11 protein-coding genes and 1 pseudogene are annotated in these 17,850 nt (G+C 46.5%); 7 read left to right on the top strand and 5 right to left on the bottom strand.

Annotation, left to right across the window (positions count from 1 at the left end):
* Nucleotides 1-169: 169 nt before the first annotated feature.
* Together AM1_RS27375 and AM1_RS27370 are read left to right on the top strand one after the other, a co-directional pair.
* Nucleotides 170-1,003, top strand: coding sequence for a sensor histidine kinase (locus AM1_RS27375; protein WP_012166196.1), 834 nt, complete (start codon nt 170-172; stop codon nt 1,001-1,003).
* Nucleotides 1,004-1,548: 545 nt separating this feature from the next.
* On the top strand, nt 1,549-3,687 hold the full coding sequence (locus tag AM1_RS27370) for a tetratricopeptide repeat protein (RefSeq protein WP_012166194.1): 2,139 nt from the start codon (nt 1,549-1,551) through the stop codon (nt 3,685-3,687).
* A 25-nt stretch (nt 3,688-3,712) separates the two neighbouring features.
* Here AM1_RS27370 and AM1_RS27365 read toward each other — a convergent pair whose 3' ends face one another.
* On the bottom strand, nt 3,713-5,131 hold the full coding sequence (locus tag AM1_RS27365; RefSeq protein ID WP_012162310.1) for an IS4-like element ISAcma16 family transposase: 1,419 nt from the start codon (nt 5,129-5,131) through the stop codon (nt 3,713-3,715).
* Between the two features lie 466 nt (nt 5,132-5,597).
* Here AM1_RS27365 and AM1_RS27360 point away from each other — a divergent pair, with 466 nt between their 5' ends.
* The gene (locus tag AM1_RS27360) at nt 5,598-5,855 is read left to right on the top strand and encodes a hypothetical protein (protein WP_012166193.1); all 258 of its coding nucleotides are present in this window, start codon (nt 5,598-5,600) and stop codon (nt 5,853-5,855) included.
* A 314-nt stretch (nt 5,856-6,169) separates the two neighbouring features.
* The gene (locus tag AM1_RS27355) at nt 6,170-6,724 is read left to right on the top strand and encodes a hypothetical protein (protein WP_238549104.1); all 555 of its coding nucleotides are present in this window, start codon (nt 6,170-6,172) and stop codon (nt 6,722-6,724) included.
* Nucleotides 6,725-6,928: 204 nt separating this feature from the next.
* On the opposite strand, the gene AM1_RS27350 is transcribed toward AM1_RS27355, so the two are convergent.
* From AM1_RS27350 to AM1_RS27330, 4 genes and pseudogenes are all read right to left on the bottom strand, one after another.
* The gene (locus AM1_RS27350) at nt 6,929-7,336 is read right to left on the bottom strand and encodes a hypothetical protein (RefSeq protein ID WP_012166191.1); all 408 of its coding nucleotides are present in this window, start codon (nt 7,334-7,336) and stop codon (nt 6,929-6,931) included.
* Between the two features lie 141 nt (nt 7,337-7,477).
* A complete protein-coding gene (locus tag AM1_RS27345) occupies nt 7,478-9,142 on the bottom strand; it encodes a histidine decarboxylase (RefSeq protein WP_012166190.1) in 1,665 nt (554 codons plus the stop codon).
* Between the two features lie 395 nt (nt 9,143-9,537).
* Nucleotides 9,538-10,922: pseudogene (locus AM1_RS27340) on the bottom strand (IS4 family transposase); the annotation flags it as partial.
* Between the two features lie 141 nt (nt 10,923-11,063).
* Complete coding sequence (locus tag AM1_RS27330; protein ID WP_010473062.1) at nt 11,064-11,744, bottom strand: hypothetical protein; 681 nt, start codon at nt 11,742-11,744, stop codon at nt 11,064-11,066.
* Nucleotides 11,745-12,152: 408 nt separating this feature from the next.
* On the opposite strand from AM1_RS27330, the gene AM1_RS27325 reads away from it, so the two are divergent.
* The 3 genes from AM1_RS27325 (at nt 12,153) to AM1_RS27315 (ending at nt 17,796) form a co-directional block, all read left to right on the top strand.
* Complete coding sequence (locus AM1_RS27325) at nt 12,153-14,780, top strand: NACHT domain-containing protein (RefSeq protein ID WP_012166187.1); 2,628 nt, start codon at nt 12,153-12,155, stop codon at nt 14,778-14,780.
* A gap of 141 nt (nt 14,781-14,921) precedes the next feature.
* Complete coding sequence (ggt, locus tag AM1_RS27320; protein WP_012166186.1) at nt 14,922-16,640, top strand: gamma-glutamyltransferase; 1,719 nt, start codon at nt 14,922-14,924, stop codon at nt 16,638-16,640.
* Between the two features lie 271 nt (nt 16,641-16,911).
* Nucleotides 16,912-17,796, top strand: a complete 885-nt coding sequence (locus AM1_RS27315) for a sensor domain-containing diguanylate cyclase (RefSeq protein ID WP_012166184.1) — start codon at nt 16,912-16,914, stop codon at nt 17,794-17,796.
* Nucleotides 17,797-17,850: the final 54 nt, after the last annotated feature.

Below are 17,850 nucleotides of genomic sequence, written 5' to 3'. Positions count from 1 at the left end.
ATTCTTTTATCTAGGGAAAAGCATAAGTGTAGCTATTCAATCGTCAGGGCCAACTGCAAAATCAAGTGTCTCTTGGAGAAACTTCACAACAGACTGACACTGCGACACGATGTGCTTCGCACGATTAATATGTCCGATGCTTCTATTCTCCAGTGGGTTAATCTTTCCAATGAATACATATCAGGCATTTTCACCTCGGACCTTACCCCAGAGTAAGCCGTTCATCAGTCGAGACTATCAGTCTCAAATCCGAACACAACAGTCTGAACTGAGGGTGTTTACCCAATTAGATGCTCTAATCCCTAAAGGGCAACCATTTTTAAGCAATCGTCAAACCGAGGATGCGCGCTTCGCAGAGCTAGGCAAGTTCTCAACCATGATTGTCCATGAAGTTCGGAACCCATTGACCACAATACTCATGAGCCTTCAGTCTTTCAAGAATCTCAATTTGCCAGAGATTTTTCAACTGCGGCTTGATTTCGCCCTAGATGAAGCGGACCGGTTACAACGTCTCGTCAATGAGATTTTGCTCTATACCAGACCTGACAACTTGAGCGCTACCTCCCTAGATCTAAACGCTCTAATCACGAGCTGCATCAAAAACTTACAAGCCATTCCTGCTGCGGTTAATAAGAAATTGGCTTATAACCCCAAGCGTAACCCAGTTAACATTCAGGGAAATGCGGACAAACTTAAGCAGGTATTGATTAATCTTGTAACAAACGCCTGTGAAGCATCCAGTATTGGAGATGAAATTGATATTCAACTACAGAGCCAAGACCATCGGGTCTGCATTAATGTTCATAACTGGGGCGAGCTGATTCCTGACGATCAGTTAGCCAAGGTCTTTCAGCCCTTCTATTCCACTAAGTCCACAGGAAATGGGTTAGGGCTACCCATAGTGCAACGCATCGTTGAAGAACATGGTGGACACTTGCGAATTAGCTCTGATCCACAGTCCGGAACTACCGTTACTGTTGAACTGCCTACCATCCCCCGCTAGCACCTACTGAGGTTGTTTCATAACAATAGGGGCTTGGTCAAAACCTAAAACGCCGTGTACGTACACTCCTGCGTTAGATAATTACTGGCCTATTTTAATAGCATCATTACTATCCTGAGCTTTTTCTTTCCAATGTCCATTTGTATTGCCCAATTCATTATGGTCAGTAAACCGTTCGCCTAAAAAGGGGGGACGGTGCTGTCCCTTCTTTGATCTTTGGATGAGTTTACTGCTCTTTGACAAACCGTTTTTCGCTCAAAAACCAGGGGAAGGCCAAAGTTGTAGAGCTTTCTAACCCAAGCCTTGATTGGTTCTTATGCCCATTAACTTGGGAGGACCAACGGTGCCGAGAATCTGGCATATCCTCCAGGTATCGAGGGGCTACAGAAAGAAACATTCCTGAAGACCAGAAAACTTGGAAGGTGATTTTCAGCCCAATCGAGAAAATTCACGCAAACGAGGTGAGTCGGCAGGACGTTCATCAATGGGAAGGCTATCATGGCCTTGTAGATCCAGCGAAAAGGTAGGTATAAAGCTGCACTGAGATGTCGCTGGATTTCTATGGTGATGTACAAAAACAAAAGCGGGTTATGAAGCAACATCGAGGGGTAATGTGGGGGTTACTACTGTTCAATCTAGGCCTACTGGGGCTGCCAGTACTCCTAGCCCCAACCTCCAGCCAAGCCCAGACCGTAACCAAGAATTGCGATGGCCAACGACCGGTCGGAGACCATCGCACCAGCGCAACACCCCTACCCGCAGGTCTGTCCCCCTTTCCAGGGACGAATCCGCCTGAACCGCAGCCTGCCACCGTCAGAATTGGTCATAATGTCAGCATTGGCTATGGGGTTCGTGTAGAAGGTCAGGTCGTCACCAAAAAACCGGGTCTACCGCTCCAAGGTCCAGGTAGTCCCGCGGTTCCTGTTCCAGAAGGCGTATCCACGGGGCCTATCGCCGCCCTTTATCCCGATACTTGCAAAACCAAAGCACAGCCCATTGCCCTGCCCCAGACCGACCGACCAACGGGGACTTCTCCCGTTGCTCTGGCCACTGGAAATATTGCCCAACGAGCTAAGCAGGTCACCGTTAGATTGGGGAATGACATCACCGAGGGTTCGGGGGTAATTATTGAGCGCCAAGGCAACACCTATACTCTTCTAACTGCTGCTCACGTTGTGGCTGCAACCGATAGCCCCTACCGTATTACCACCGACGATCAACAACAACATACAGCACTGCAGGTGCGCCCCTTAAAGGATATTGATCTTGCTGTCGTCACCTTCCAAAGCGATCGCGCCTACAGCGTCTGTTCCCTCGCCAACGGGCAAACCGCTAGCGAGGGGTTACCCGTTTTCGTAGCGGGATTTCCGATGACAACAGCGGCCATCACTCAACCCGTCTATAACTTTACCGATGGTAAAATTACTGCCCGCAGCAGCCGCAGCTTTGCTGATGGCTATGCCATGATCTACTCCAACCGCACCCTCCCGGGCATGAGTGGCGGTGGCGTTTTCAATAGAAATGGTGAACTCATCGGCATTCACGGGCGAGGAGATGTCGATAGTGCCCTAGAAGCTTCAACCATCAATACCGATATTCGGATTAAAACAGGGTTTAATCTCGGGATTCCTATCGAATCATTTCTGAAACAAGCCAAGTCCTTGGGGATGACCTTCAAGGCCCATCTGCCTGCCAATGCACCGCCCCCCTCTCCCGTTGATGACGCCCTGATTAATGCCGCGATCAAAGCCCAGTCTGGGGACTACGCTGGCGCCCGGGCCGTCTTGTCTCAGGCCATTGGTACTTCGCCCCGCGAAGCTCGCCTCTATTTAGCTCGGGCGAATTATGCGATCGCAAGTGGTCAAACTCAAGCTGCTCTGCAAGATTTAGACCGAGTAATCGAATTCGATCCCAAGGCCGAACAAGCCTACTGGCTTCGGGGTGCCTATCGGAATGCGAGTCGTGATGCAGCGGGTGCAATTTCGGATTTTAGTCGGGTAATTGAACTGAACCCCAACCGTTTACAGGCTTATCTGTGGCGCGCAACCCTTTATATGGCTCAGACCGATTATCAATCTGCGATTCAAGACTATTCCGCTATCATTCGGCTCGATCCGAAAAATGTATTGGCCTTCAGTCAGCGAGGCAGTACCCGCTTTATTCAAGGAGATCAGCAGGGCGCTCTCAAAGATTATGACCAGCTGATCAAGCTCAATCCCAAGAATGTTGAAGCCTACGATCGTCGTGCCCATGTGCGCCGCTACAGTGGTAACCCCCAGGGCGCACTCCAGGACTATCGGATGATCACAAAGATTAATCCCCGCAATTCCCGTGCCTATGAGCAGATTGCGTCCCTGAGTGAAGACCAGAATGATCTTGAGGGGGCGATTGCGGCCTATGGTCAGCTGCAAACCCTTAAACCGAACGATACGTCGGTTTATATGAGTCGTGGGCAACTGTATGAGAAGCAGAAACGCTATGTTGAAGCCATTGCGGACTATACCAAGATGATCGAATTACAGCCCTTTCAAACGTCTTGGTTTATCATGCGCGGCAGCGCCAGAGAAAAAGCAGGGCAACGTGCAGGAGCAAAAGCGGATTATCGTCAGGTGGCAAAGCTTTACCAACAGCAGGGCGATTCCTCCAGTGCCAAAGACTGGCTAGAAAGAGCGAATAAACTATAGCTCAATGGCACTGACTTAAGCTCAATCAAACAGCTAGCTTAGCTTTGAGAGCAGAGCGAGGTTGTCGCATTCGCGGGAAAGATTTGGGTCTGCGTTTGACGACTCTCGGTTCGTGCCGATTCGGTCGAGAGGGTAATAGATCGGCTGCCATGGTCTCAAGTAGATGAGTAAACAACCGCTTTCTGGTCGCACGGTTGGCTGTCGCCAACAAAGCAAGCATCTGATTGAAGTGTTGTCGTGCTCCTTGCACAGACAGTTGAGTTCTAGCATTATCTGCTAGCGGTGCCGCAAGTTCCATGAGACTTCTGAGTAGGTTATAGCCCAACAAATGTACCCAAATGTCCTTGCGCACCATATCCGGAGTTTTGGCACTGAGCATCTCCATTTTTAAGGTGGTTTTGAGATGGCGCAGATTGACTTCCGCCACTGGCCAACGCCAGCCATACAAGCGAGTCAGTTGCCCAGCGCTGTAGCGTTGAGCATCCAGCAGCGTCGTCACCACAATAATGTGCTGGTCGCGAAAGCCCTTAAGGGATAAGCGCAAACACACCTCTCTAACGACCAATGTTTGAGGAATCAGGGCAAAATCTTGCTCACTCATGTGCTCAGGCCGTTGGGCTGGCTTATGCCATGTCACCTGATGATCACCAATGCCATGCTTGTTGCCTTTGCGGAAATCAGTCTTGCGAGCATGATGTTTACGCAACACTCCATCAGCCCTGTGTTGTTGAATGATGGCTAGATCAACATAGCTGCCATAAGCTTGGTCCGCCATGACCACATCACCGACCTCAAGGTCTTGATAGAGCAAACGACTCATGACAATTTCACTGGTGTCCCAGGAGGCAATACAAGCTGACGCCACTGCACCGGTAACCAAACAGAAGAACACTACCAAGCGAGCGATGGGAAAACCACAGCCTGCTGTTTGATTGCCATGTTGTGGATATGATGCTTGGTTGGCCGCACTATCAGCCATCAACACGGTGGTTCCGTCGTAGACCTTGACGGGCCGACCACACCAGAGGTGCTCTGGGGAGAGGGGTTGCGCTAAGCACTCAGCGCTTTCGGGAATTAAACGTTGCAACAGTGACTCTGGAAAGCGACTTCTGGCTTTGCTGTAGGCTCCGGTATCAGATGAGGGCGGTTGGATGCCAGCCGCTGTGAGCCAAGTCGTGATGCATTTGACTGTGTTACGAAGGCTTTTATCGGCTGATAGCACTTGGTAAAGCATGGCCCACAGCGTAACGATGGGGCTATATATCCGGTTGCGATAGGAGAATGCTTCTTCTTTCAGGAGTTCCTCTAACCTTGAGGCTGGAAGGATATCTGTCCACGGTAAACCCAGGCTTTGGGAAAATTGCTGCTTGAGAATTTCGGCTGACTCAGACATAGTGAAAGGCAGAAGTTTATGGCGTGCAAGTCTTGATCCTATATCTATCAAGACTTGTAGCTTTTTCCTGACTTCTTAAGTCAGTGCCATTGAACTATAGCTAGCCATCGACCCAATGGTAGACCAGATTAGTTCATCAGCCTCGAACACAACATATGATCACCACGCAACTTCACGGAATTTTTAAGTGTTCGTCGCCTTTGATGCCGACTTAGGCTGGCGATAGCTTTGTTCTTCTTTAAGTTGAAGTATTCAAAGGAGTAGGCCTGGTTGAGTCTATCGTAGAAGTCAATAACGGAAACCTAAATAGCGCAAATCGTTTGTACGAAAACTGCGGCTTTCAGGTCATCAAACGTCACTCTAGATAGCGAAAACCACTGTAGTTTTGGTATGGGTTCCGTTGAACAAATTTAAGAGTTCAAAATAAATTCTCACATTATTCACCTTTGCCTCGTAGGCTCTGAGATATAGCCCATATACCAAGACTGCTATCCAGTAGTTTTGTCAGGAGGTATCCATGATGAAACTTAGACTTATCCCTCTTTTTTTGATGATGGTATTGGCATCTGTTTTAGGTGCATGTGAAACGGCTAATCGAGAGATCCCTGCCCCCCCTGTCAACCAAGGTGAGTCTCCTCAAGGGGGGGCAGAACTTAATCAATCAGAAGATGAGGCATCCCCCTCTATTCAAGAGGAAACACCTGCTTCTGATGTACCACTTTCTCCTGATGGTGGAGAAAACTCGCCTGAAAATTCTGACGAACCATCTCCTTAGGAACCCTCATTAGCCAACTTTCAACTGACGTGGCATTAGTCTGGTGACCAGCCTAACTTGCTGCGCCATCGTAGGAGAAGCCATCCATAACCCTTAACCTACTTTGGTAATTGAATACTGTGCAAATCAATATCCCCATTTGATTTACCAGCAATAATCCATCACAACCTGGATCGTATTTGTCCTCTATCGTCCTACCAATAAGGGACAGCATCCTACGCCCCAACTATTGTTCTGCCTACGAAGGCGAAGGAATTCTTGTGAAATATTTTAAATCTCAATTTCCCATTCAGCTGGTTTCAACAGTTGTTGGTATGTCTAGTCTGATGGCAAGTTTACCTGCACTAGCTGACACACCTTCTTCAACCACAGGTTTAGCCAGTGCGAATACCCATGTTGCACAAGTCGATGAGAGCGAAACCCAGGAAGAGGAACTTTCTCCTGAGGTAATGAAAATCCTCTGTAAAAACTTCCCGCTCAACTCTCGTTGCTCAGGAACTAGTCAATCCGATACTGTTCCACCATCTGACGATACATCCGACTTAGAAGGGGCTGCAGATACACCTGAAAGTGTCGAGCCCGAAAATTCAGAACCTGAGGATTCCACTGTTCCTGAGATGGATTCTTCTGATACCGAGTCAGAAGAGGCTCCAGTAGACAGTTCATCCACAGATGATATGGATGAACCGACAGAAGGAGGGGCGGCACAACCCGATGGAACAATGACCGCCCCAGAAGAAGTCCCTAATCCTCCAGAAACCATGACACCAGATAATACTACGCCGGTTGAACCCATGTCCCCAAACGACCCTCAAGGGACACCAACGACACCGCCAATGGTTCCAGTCCCAGAAGGTGGAACTGAATAGCACTTGGGCTTTGTTGCATGAATAGGTGCTGCGGATAAGGCGTGAGCTAAAGCCACTGAGTTATTGCTGCAGTGTGCAGTACTCAATCGACTGATTCAGATTGCCAAACCTGATACTGTTTGGGTTGATTTAAGGATACAGGGCAGAGGTAGTGCATGTAACCTTTACTCGATTCATGCAACAAAGGCATTTAGAAGAGCAACATTATGTTTGATTGTTTAATCTTTTGCTAAGCCATTCACCAGCTCTTCTAGCGAGAATAATAAAGAATATAACTACGTAGTAACCACTAATCAATAGAAGGCCAGCTTTCCCACTCAAACCGTCTTCGTCCAGGTAAAAGTCTGCACGAGAAAAACCCACTAAATTACCGACTACTCTGAGGTAAAACAAGCCACCAGCGATAAACAATAAGTTAATTTTCCAGCCTCCCTTGGATTGCGTTTTAGTTTCGGATGCAGCTTGACTTGAATGACTAGACTGATATTCGGAATTATCAGTATTGGTGTTATAAAAATGCTGAACTGAAAGTAAAAAACTAACCACAGTTAAGGCAAGGAGAGGAAGGATATATCTATCTCCCAAAATATAGTCAAAAATATCAGGCATCATTAATTTTAGGCTTTGGTGAATCAGTATTTAGTCTGTTCAGTACTCTTAATTTCCCCAATGTATTGATAGGGTTGGAACAATCTTTGCAGTGTTTAATGAGAACAACCTAGCTGGTGACAATAAAGACTTTGCGATTTACAGCTATTGCACAACAACCTGATCAACCAAGAGACTCTGCAAGGTTTGATGTTGATCCGAGGCGATTTCAACCAGGGCACTGCCTTGTCCTCGCCATACAAGGCGGACACTACGGATCGAGATCGCATGTTCTCGACATTTCTTCATCAACTCTGCCAAAGCCCCAGGCTTATCATTCAGCTTCACTAACAGGGCATCTTGGCTAACCGTCTGATAATCTGCCTGAGTCAGCATTTGGGTCGCGGATTCTGTATTAAAGGGCCGATACTGACCATGACAACGACCGATATCTAAATGCTCATTCAAAATCTGTAATGCCCGAGCCCGGTCATTCACCTTCAGCTGGATGATGCTCCCCCCTGCGGCCTGGACCGCCGTAATATCTTCAATGGAAATTCCCGCTGACGCCAAAGCCACAGATATCTGAGTCAGCAAATACTCTTCAGATGAACCGACCAGGGTAATTTCTTCGTTGGTTTCCCCTAAAGTCGTTTCACAGACCGGCAGATCGGTTAAAGATGGTTCTGGTGGTGACTCCAAGGACTGAATATCAGCCACCAATTGATCAACTTGCTCTTTTACCACATGGGGCATAGCAATCAGATGAGTCAAAGAACCATTACAAGCCAACTGCCATCGCTGGGTTACCACAGGGGAAGGGCGATCAAACACCACAATATTGGAATAGGGATGTCGCCAAGCATTGCGGTCAAGTTGATTCAGCTGGGCAATAGCATAGTCTGCCATCTTTAAGCAGTTCGGCACGATCTGCTTAAATCCGTCCACACCAATCGTATGAAATGCATACCAAAGAAACAACGGTGTAAAGCCATTTCGAGATCCACTGAGAGTGGTATCCAAGGTGCCGATATATTCCACACTTTGAGCAATTCGATCAACATTACCTTTTTTCGCCAAGACCACACCGCAGGGAATCGGCGAACCAATCATTTTATGGCCACTAATGGCAATACTATCAATGCCATCCGCAAAGTTCCATGGAGGCGCAGTATCAATAAACGGAAGAACCATCCCCCCCAAAGCTGCATCAGCATGGAGATAATGACGCTTCAAAGCTAGATCCTGAAAAATCCCTTGAATTCCAGCAATATCATCAACGGCCCCTTTCATAGTGGTTCCAATCGTGGCACACACAATCGCCGGCACATCCCGGTGAATCCGTAAGGTCTCTCGCAGATCGTCTAAATCCATCGAGCCATCCGGCTGACTCCGAATCATAATGCTATCTAAATTCAGACAGCGCAGAATTTTATCGATGGAGTAATGGGCATCTTGAGAATAGTAAACGATGCCCCCTGGCATTAACTCCCGCGCAAGAAATAAACCATAATGGTTCCCCTCAGTTCCACCATTGGTAATATAGCCCCAAGTACTTCCCGGAGGAGCTTGGGTTAAGTCTTGAAAAATTTCCAGTAGTTCACATTCAAAAGCGTGGGTATTGAGGTGATAGTTACTGGCAAGAAAAGGATCCCCCACATTGTTGAGGGGGAATTGCAGAAATCGATACAGAGGGGAGTAATCAAAAATGCCGTTACAGGGATACCCTAAAAACAGCTTCGATTCTTTCTGAATGTCGTCAAAAAATTGGTCTAATCGCTCTGCATCTGCAGACGATAACGAATACTTGGAAAGCCATTGTGATTTCATAGATGTTCCCCATTCAACACCCATCACAGAACCGAGGATCTTTATTGTCAACCCAGATCCTAACCCCTATACATGGGAGCGTTATACACCAAATATAGCCTTCCCCTATTAGATTGGAGCGAAGCACCAGGACCATTGAGTTTGGCAGAAAAATCACATGAAGGGGCTCATAGATAGTGGAACTAGGAGGCCACAACTCACAACAGCTATACCATTCACTTCCGTTAGCAGCTTACTTCTACATCCTATAGAAGGGTAGTAGAAATCGGTTGGTAGATTACTTTACAAAGGGCTAAAAAACATCCCAGTGCTGCCCTGAATTGAATCAGCACCTTGATAGAGACACTTTGATCAAGCCCTACTTTTTGGGTGTAGGAACCTGACTTTTCACGGTAAGTCTCCTGGGTTGCTAACTGCCAGCCCTCCATCAGGAGATTTAACTTAGCCCATCCTTTCCAAAGGACTTGAATCCCAATCGGTGTATTGCGACGATGCTCCAAGTATCCTCCGAGTCGTGCAACCGCCTTCACTGCCCAAGAAACAGTGAGGGGTTTGGGAACTTTCGGTGTCTTAGAAATAAGAACCTTGAGTTGCAAAGGTGTGACGACATCTTGAGCAGGACGTTGCGGAGATGTGCGTTCTAAGTAGGTCAGACGCAATAGCTCTACAGCAGTGACACATAGGAATCCCAATAAGGTTTTCATCCCCTCAGCCGCCAAACGATACCGCTCCGCCTGAGTCCCTGATTTGAGAATTTTGTGATATTCCTCCACTCTCCATCGGTATGTGTACCAGCGCAAAATGGTCTGGGCCATCTCCACCGTGGTGACCGCTTCACTCGTGAGCAACATCCATGAGACAGGGTCTTCATCCTCTGGGGGATCTACTTCTGTGGCATAAACGGCATAGACTTGGAGGGGGTGACTATCAGCTAGACGGGTGGGTCGCTGCAGTTGGACAAGACAACAGCGCACCACTAGCTTGGCTGTATGTGCACTCCGGTCTTTCGTTTTGGGTAAGTCAATTTCATACTCCAATTGAACCCTTTGGGCTTCCAGCTTTTCCCACAGCCGATTAGGGTCTTGCTCAAGTCGACGATTATGTGAGGCTCTGACCACAACCCCTGTGTTGCGAAGATGGTTGAGCTGCTCGAACACTTCGGCGATGTCTCCTTCTCGGTCGAACACATGGATGGTGCGGGTTGACGGACTCACTATTTTCTCTACGGCTTGCATGGCCTCCACCCAACGATAGGATTCCTTTTGCTCAAACGGTCGATTCCGAGAAGCTTTTCGCGCCTTTGCCTGACGCTTCTTCTTTTGTCGCGGGGTTTCCTTTTTCGGAGGCTGGGGTCGATGCTGACGATTCCATACCTTTTGCCATAGCAACCCCAACGGCTGACCCTGCGCCGGGTCAACAGCTAAGGCACTGTGGAGCAATAAGCCATTTCCCCCATTGCCTTGAGGACCATAGCCTTGACGCTTCTTCTTGATGCCTCCGTAATCTAAAAAGCTCGTATCACCCACGCACAAGGTAATCTCTTCCTCAGCAATGGCTCGGGCGGTTGCACGACAATGAGGCGTAATCACAAGAGCAAAGCTAGTTTTCCCATTGGCGAAAATTCATAAGAGCGTTTGAGCTCTGTTGCAGTCTTGAAAATGCTCGACAGGGCTTGGCCGAAGCCTTCGCAAATTGCTTGACCAATCTTTAAGGCTCGATGGGTCAAGCGCTGATCACTGAATTGACACTCAGCAAAGTTTTTCTTCCACCATGTCTGCATCCTAATCATCTCCATACTCGGGGTTTAGTCATCGTAGTTGTATGGAGAAAGATTTTCTAGAACCTCTATGGGAAAATAACTCCAGGAGTTACCGTGAAAAGTCAGGTAGGAACTGTTACCAATCCATGCAGGTATAACGTCTCAAGGGTGCTTATGATCAAGAAAGCCCTGCTGTTCGCCAAACTTCTTGACCACCGGCATACATCGTCGCTGAAAAAAACTACTCAGTGTAGAAATAGGCAAATCGAACTCCTGAGAAATTTGGTCCCATTGCATATCTGAGAAGATGCGCTTCAATAACAAGACTTGGCAATTCACATCAGGACGATTGAGGATATGCAACCCACGCAATTCTCCAGTCGGATCTGTTTCTACCCAATGACGGGTCACTTCTAAAATTGGAGGGATATCTGGTGGAGCGGCAAGGTTTGCCATGGCATCACAAGCTTGATTTGCCCCAGTTGAAGAGATAGGAAAACAAAATCTGGCATGATACTGAGCCTTGCTGATCTGGAAGTCTCGCAAACGCCATTTGAGATACTGATTTAACCAAGTGATGATGCTACTGCGATCTGGGTCAAATTGCTTACCGGTACCTTCTTCACAAATATTCTGGCAAAAATAAAGCCAGGTCAGCTGTAGAGCATCTTCATAGTATGGGGTATGTTCGTACCAAAGCTTTTTCGATTTTTGGATAATCCTAATTATTTTCGATAAACATTGCTTCCTCTTATGATGACCTGGGGGATATTGACGAGCCTCCAGCAATAATGGAAGAACTTCTGCATCTATTGGATTTGAATCTCGATCAGTGATATTCATATGTCTTGCATCGTCTAGAGAATAGCAAAGTCGAAAACCATTCGTTTTTTACAACTTAATCCCCCGTAAAAAATCCATCTTTGACAAACACACTGAAACCCTTTGAGCTAATGAGGAGACTTACCCCTCAAACAACAACAAAGTCTCACCAGACCAAACAACAACGTTGCGACTAGTCCATATAACCACTGATAACTTGATGCTAGTAACAACAAGCAACAGGTACTTTATAATCGCAAGAAGCTATACCAATAAAAGATTCTAGAGTTAAGAACAGTTGCCCAACCTATCAATTGCTATTAACTTTATTCGCGGTGTAATAACCAGAACCGACAGCATCTAGATCTATGATTAGGTTTGCATGTTGTATCTACTGTACATATCCTGTAATACATTCGACCTCGGCCCATGTTTGACTCTGGCCAATATCCCGATCATGAGAATGGGAGAAATCATTTAACCTATGGTCCAGTCCCTAGACGAAGGACAAAGCGTCTGCTTGAAGGATTAATTGCCTATGCCAATGATGAATTCGAAATTAGTGAGCAACTCCGATCAAAAATCAGAGTCAATTGGCAGACAGACTATCAACTAGTGGTCGAGACAACGGTTCAGGCTTTAGTGAGCCTAACCCAGACTGATACCTATCATGGTCAGCTTAATAACAATCAAGTCAAAAATTCACTCAAACTATTAGAAAAGTTCCTAAATATCCTTGTAGATAACCGGTCTCAGCCAAGAGGATCGCACAAGTGGAATTTTACAATTAAGCTTTGGTTTAATCGGTACAGTACTGCAGAGAATTTAGCAAAGTTTCACGACGAATGGGAGCGTCTTAGACCCTCTAAATCTAAACAAGTCACTGACTATGGTTATAACACAAGCCAATCAATTCCCACTTTACAAGGTGTTACTTATAGCGTTGCCGAAAGAAATAGAACACTAAACGCTTCACTCAACTATCAATCTGGTCCCCATAGCCATCAGCAATGCTATTTTTCTACGGAAGAGTATTTGAAACGGTATTCGGAACGTCATGGCATTTTGAAGGTATTGGGGATGAGAGGGCCAGCCCAGCTGGACTCCCTCTATACCACGATGCACTTACTCAATGAAGATTCCGTTCTTAGCTCTGCGTCCATTAATTGGCTGGAAGAGAACTACCGGCAGCGAAAAGTTTTTTTGCGAGAAGAAAAGCGGGCTAAACGACAGTCTGGCTTAGAGATAGCCAATACATATCAATATCTAATGGTATTAGGCGGTCCTGGTACAGGCAAATCCACCTTCTTACGGAAAATAGGCCTAGAAACTCTAAATCATAAGGATCAAGGTGGCTATCAGCATAACTGCATTCCCGTCTTTATTGAGCTTAAAAAATTTAGTTTTACAGAAGTTGATCTGGAATCCGCAATTATTGAAGAATTCAAAATTTGTGGATTTCCTAAACCTCAACATTTTTTAGAGAAGGCTCTGGTTCAAGGGAATTTGCTGTTATTGCTAGATGGGCTAGATGAAGTACCGATAGAACAAATGAGCGAGGCAATATCAAAAATTCAAGATTTTGCCAATCGATTTCACCAAAATCGGTTCATCATTACCTGTAGACCTGCGGCCTATAAATATAATCTCCGCAACTTTACAGATGTTGTCATTGCTGAATTTGATGACCATCAGATCGGGCAATTTATAGAAAAATGGTTTCATAAGCAGCCCCAACAGGGTCGAAAATGTTGGGAGCAACTGAATACTGACAGTAATACAGCCGCCAAAGAGCTGACTCGAACACCATTACTGCTCACCATGCTTTGTCTCGTTTTTCAAAGGGAAGGACAGTTCCCGAAACATAGAGCAACCTTGTATGAAAAGTCTCTGTGGGTGCTCTTAGAAGAGTGGGATGCTGAAAAAGATGTGCCCAGAGAAAGTATTTATAAAGGACTAGCCATCAAACGCAAAGAGATTATTCTTTCAAAAATTGCGTTTGATGCCTTTCAAAGAGATGAACTATTTATCACAAGACGAACCCTAACCCAGCAGCTTGAAGATCTATTGAGTGAAATGCTGCCGGATGTTGCGTTAATTGATGGCAAGAAAGTCTTGAAATCAATTGAATTACAGCATGGACTATTGGTTGAGCGGGTCGAGGCAGTGTACTCCTTCTCACACTTAACCATTCAAGAATTTCTAGCTGCCCAGTACATTTTTGCTCAGTCTAAACATGATGACTCACTTTTACAGGAGTTGATTGGAGAATATCTAACGGATGATCGGTGGCAAGAAATTTTCTTATTGCTATCAGGTATGAGTAAGGCTGACAAAATTTTACAAATCATGGCAAAGCATGCCCATAGCTATGTGGAAAATTCTTCAGCACTCCAGAAGTTACTTCGATGTGCGGATCTAATGACTCAAAATACGGAAGGTGATTTCAAGGTAGCAGCCAAAAGAGCGACTGCAATTGGACTCTTTTTCCCTGGTGTACATCCTCTCTATGCTATTACCCGTTTCGCAAATCCAGAGGATGCCAATCTCAAAAAGAAACTGTACTATACCTATGATTTAGCTCGTGAGCTTACAGGCACCCTAACGCACAAACGACTACTAACTCTGGCTTTAGATCGCAATAGAACAACCGATACAGTGATGTATTGCGGCATAGAAAGCACCCATAAAAATGCATTTTTACGTGCTATTAAAATTTCAATCATTAGCGCCAAAAAGTTCAAAGAAGCAAAAATATTCAACTCTGTCGACTTTAATAAATTAGTGAACGATCTTGAATCACTAAAAGGTGATATCCCCAGTGACTCAGCGCCTTTTGAGGAGAATTTAGTGTTCGCTAAGCGAGCCCAGCAGATCTGGATTAATGCGTTTAAAGTCAAGTTCGATTTGGTCAGCTTTTCCTTGGAAGAATTGGATTCCCTCAATCATTATCTCAAAGCAATGATTGTTATCATTCACTGTCAGAAGTCTGCATTATCATTCTCACAATCAGTTTGGGACAATATTGAATCCCAAATATTAGTTGCTGATGCATAAGGGCGGGTAGAAAGCTCAAAATTGATTGCAGTGAGCCCAATGGCGGTGAAATCCAGTTAGTCTCCCTATTCCACGCTAAGCTAATTGCTGATTGGATTTTGCATTTATAAAGTCTCCTCGTTCGGCTATCAATAAACAACCATGGTGCTACTAAAATTTTGGGCTGCCTACTCTAGCATATGTTTGACAATCAGCTCCTTAGCAGGGCCTGGTATAGCCGCTCCACCTCTTGTTCAAGGCCGAACTGGCCTCGTCACCTCTACTCATCCCGACGCAACGAGGGTTGGCTTAGAGATCCTCAAACAAGGTGGTAATGCGGTGGATGCTGCCGTGGCCACAGCGATGGCCATCTCAGTAGCGGAACCCTTCTCAGCAGGGATTGGAGGAGGGGGGTTCTTGCTTCTGCGACTGGAGGAGACCGATCAGATGATCGCTCTGGATTTTCGCGAGCGGGCTCCCCTCAAAGCAGATTCTCGACTCTACCTTGATGCAGAGGGTCAGGTGATTCCCCGAGCCAGTATTGACGGCCATCGAGCCGTCGCCGTACCGGGAACTATTGCGGGGTTGCAAGCTATTCACCAAAAACATGGTCGATTGCCTTGGCAAACGTTACTAAATCCTGCGATCAAACTGGCTGAAGAGGGATTTGTGGTCAGCGATCGCACCCACCGTATCATCCGCCTGCGTCAAAAGGCCCTGGCAGCAAATCCCGCTGCTCGGGAGATTTTTCTGACTAAGGGTCAACCCTTGACGGTTGGCAGTCGCCTGATCCAAACCGACTTAGCTAAAACCCTAAAACGTCTCGCTCAGGATCCGCAGGACTTTTACTCTGGCTCTATTGCCCTAGCCATAGCCAAGGATATGCGCAATAACGATGGCCTTGTTTCCCTTTGGGATTTAAGGACCTATGCCCCCACTTGGCGAGAGCCCTTATGTGGCGAGTTCCAACAAATGCAGGTCTGCTCCATGCCTCCGCCTTCTTCGGGGGGAGTTCATCTCAACCAAATCCTCAATCTACTCACCCTCGGCCTGCCATTTCCAGCCAAGTCCGATCATCCCGACTATGTACATGCCCTGGTAGAGGCGATGAAAATTGCCTATGCCGATCGTGCCGAATATCTTGGAGATGCTGATTTTGTTGAGGTTCCCGTCCAGGAACTGATCAGTCCCCAATATGCCCAACGTCGCTTTCAGGAGATTGATCCCAATCAAGCTCGTCCAGCAGACCAGGTCAAGGCCATGGATGCTCGAACCTTGAAGTGGCTACAAAAAGAATCGAATGATACCAGTCACTTAAATGTAGTGGATCGCGATCGCAATGCCGTTAGCCTCACATTTACCCTCAATTTAGGCTTTGGGGCTGGGGTCGTCGTCCCCGGAACTGGCATCCTTCTTAATAATGAGATGGATGATTTTGCAACTGCACCGGGGATTCCCAATGCCTTTGGATTAGTTGGCAATACTCAAAATGCGATCGCACCCGCCAAAAAGCCTCTCTCCAGCATGACGCCGACCATCGTCACCGAGGCAGGAAAACTAAGACTTGTCGTGGGTGCCGCCGGGGGCAGCACGATTATCACCACCGTATTGCAGTTAGTGATGAATGTGTTGGTGTTTGAACAGGACGTCGCCACCGCCATTAACGCCCCTAAAGTTCACCATCAATGGCGGCCTCTGCCCTTACGCATTGAAGAACGGGTGAAATTTCCCCCAACCACTGTGGAAGCACTAAAACAGCGCGGACATGACATTCAGATGAGAACTCAATGGGGCAATGCCAACTTAATTGAAGTGACCCCCCAAGATAAATTGTTTGGTGCAGCTGACCCCCGAGGCGAAGGGACTGCGTCAGGGTATTAAATCAGCGAGTGTCTAAAAAGTAGATGCATAAACGGCTCAATTTAACTCTCAACACATCAAAAGTTCTCAGGTATCAAGCCAGTTCTTTTCGGGTATCTTAAGACAGAATAGAATCTATAGCATTTCTCTATTTAAGTCACTTCTGTCGTTAGCCAAATGAGTCACTGACACTATATTGATCTCGTAATTCGGCCCCAAAAACCGTTTTTTCAGGAATATCAAGATTAATCTCTTAGCCGAACAACAAGTCCCTCTTCAGTCGAAACTTACCTTGGAACCAAATCTGGACCAACTCTTCAATATTTGCCCAGAGATTATCTGCATATTGAAGCCCAATTACACCATTCACCGAGTAAACACCTCATTTACTCAGCTATTTGGCTGGGATACGAGCCGAGTCCACGGGCGATCATTTCTTGATTTTGTCCATGCTGAATGGATACAGCAAACTCAGCAGGTTCTCCAATCGACGATCAACCAAAGTATTCCTAACTTTGAAACCTTACACTGCAAAGCAGACGGAAATCAGGCTTATTTAACTTGGTCCTTTAGCTTTGACTCCAGCTCAAACTCTATCTTGGGTATTGCCCGAGAGAGTGAGGCCCTCAAACGATTTCAAGAGGGGATTCTGCAAGAGAATTTTCGACTCACCGAACTAGCTTATACCGATTCTTTAACGGAGTTGATGAATCGGAGGGGGTTTTTAACTCAACTCCAGCAATATCAGTCTTTTGCCGCCCGCACTCAACGCCCTTTGTCAATCCTATTGCTGGATGTAGATTACTTCAAAACCTTTAATGATTCCTATGGTCACTCAGCTGGGGACCAAGCCCTTGTCTTAATTTCAGGTATCCTCAAAACCAACTTACGCAGAAGCGACTTGGCCGGTCGCTATGGTGGGGAAGAATTTGTGGTGTGTTTGCCAGACAGTGACCAGCAGGGTTCATTTACTGTAGCCGAGTCGTTACGGCAGGCGGTAGATAATTATGGCTGGCCCATTCAAGAAATTACAATCAGTGTGGGAGTTGCCACTGCGATCGCAGATCAAGACTCTACCTATAAAACAGCCAAAGAACTCATCAATGAAGCCGATCAGGCCTTGTACTATTCCAAACAATCCGGCCGCAATTGCTCAACCCACCACGCCAATCTTTAATCTCTATCGTCTCGGACTTTCCCACATCGTCTGAGGAAATACTATGATGTGCCT

This window comes from Acaryochloris marina MBIC11017 (genome assembly GCF_000018105.1).
GTDB lineage: Bacteria > Cyanobacteriota > Cyanobacteriia > Thermosynechococcales > Thermosynechococcaceae > Acaryochloris > Acaryochloris marina.
This window is presented reverse-complemented; position numbering and strand designations above follow the sequence as displayed.

Bases quoted from the DNA above. Each gene is read 5' to 3' on its own strand.
- AM1_RS27375 (WP_012166196.1), top strand. From the start codon at position 170: ATGAATACATATCAGGCATTTTCACCTCGGACCTTACCCCAGAGTAAG.
- AM1_RS27370 (WP_012166194.1), top strand. From the start codon at position 1,549: ATGTCGCTGGATTTCTATGGTGATGTACAAAAACAAAAGCGGGTTATG.
- AM1_RS27360 (WP_012166193.1), top strand. From the start codon at position 5,598: ATGATGAAACTTAGACTTATCCCTCTTTTTTTGATGATGGTATTGGCA.
- AM1_RS27355 (WP_238549104.1), top strand. From the start codon at position 6,170: ATGTCTAGTCTGATGGCAAGTTTACCTGCACTAGCTGACACACCTTCT.
- AM1_RS27350 (WP_012166191.1), bottom strand. From the start codon at position 7,336: ATGATGCCTGATATTTTTGACTATATTTTGGGAGATAGATATATCCTT.
- AM1_RS27345 (WP_012166190.1), bottom strand. From the start codon at position 9,142: ATGAAATCACAATGGCTTTCCAAGTATTCGTTATCGTCTGCAGATGCA.
- AM1_RS27330 (WP_010473062.1), bottom strand. From the start codon at position 11,744: ATGAATATCACTGATCGAGATTCAAATCCAATAGATGCAGAAGTTCTT.
- AM1_RS27325 (WP_012166187.1), top strand. From the start codon at position 12,153: ATGTTTGACTCTGGCCAATATCCCGATCATGAGAATGGGAGAAATCAT.
- ggt (WP_012166186.1), top strand. From the start codon at position 14,922: ATGGTGCTACTAAAATTTTGGGCTGCCTACTCTAGCATATGTTTGACA.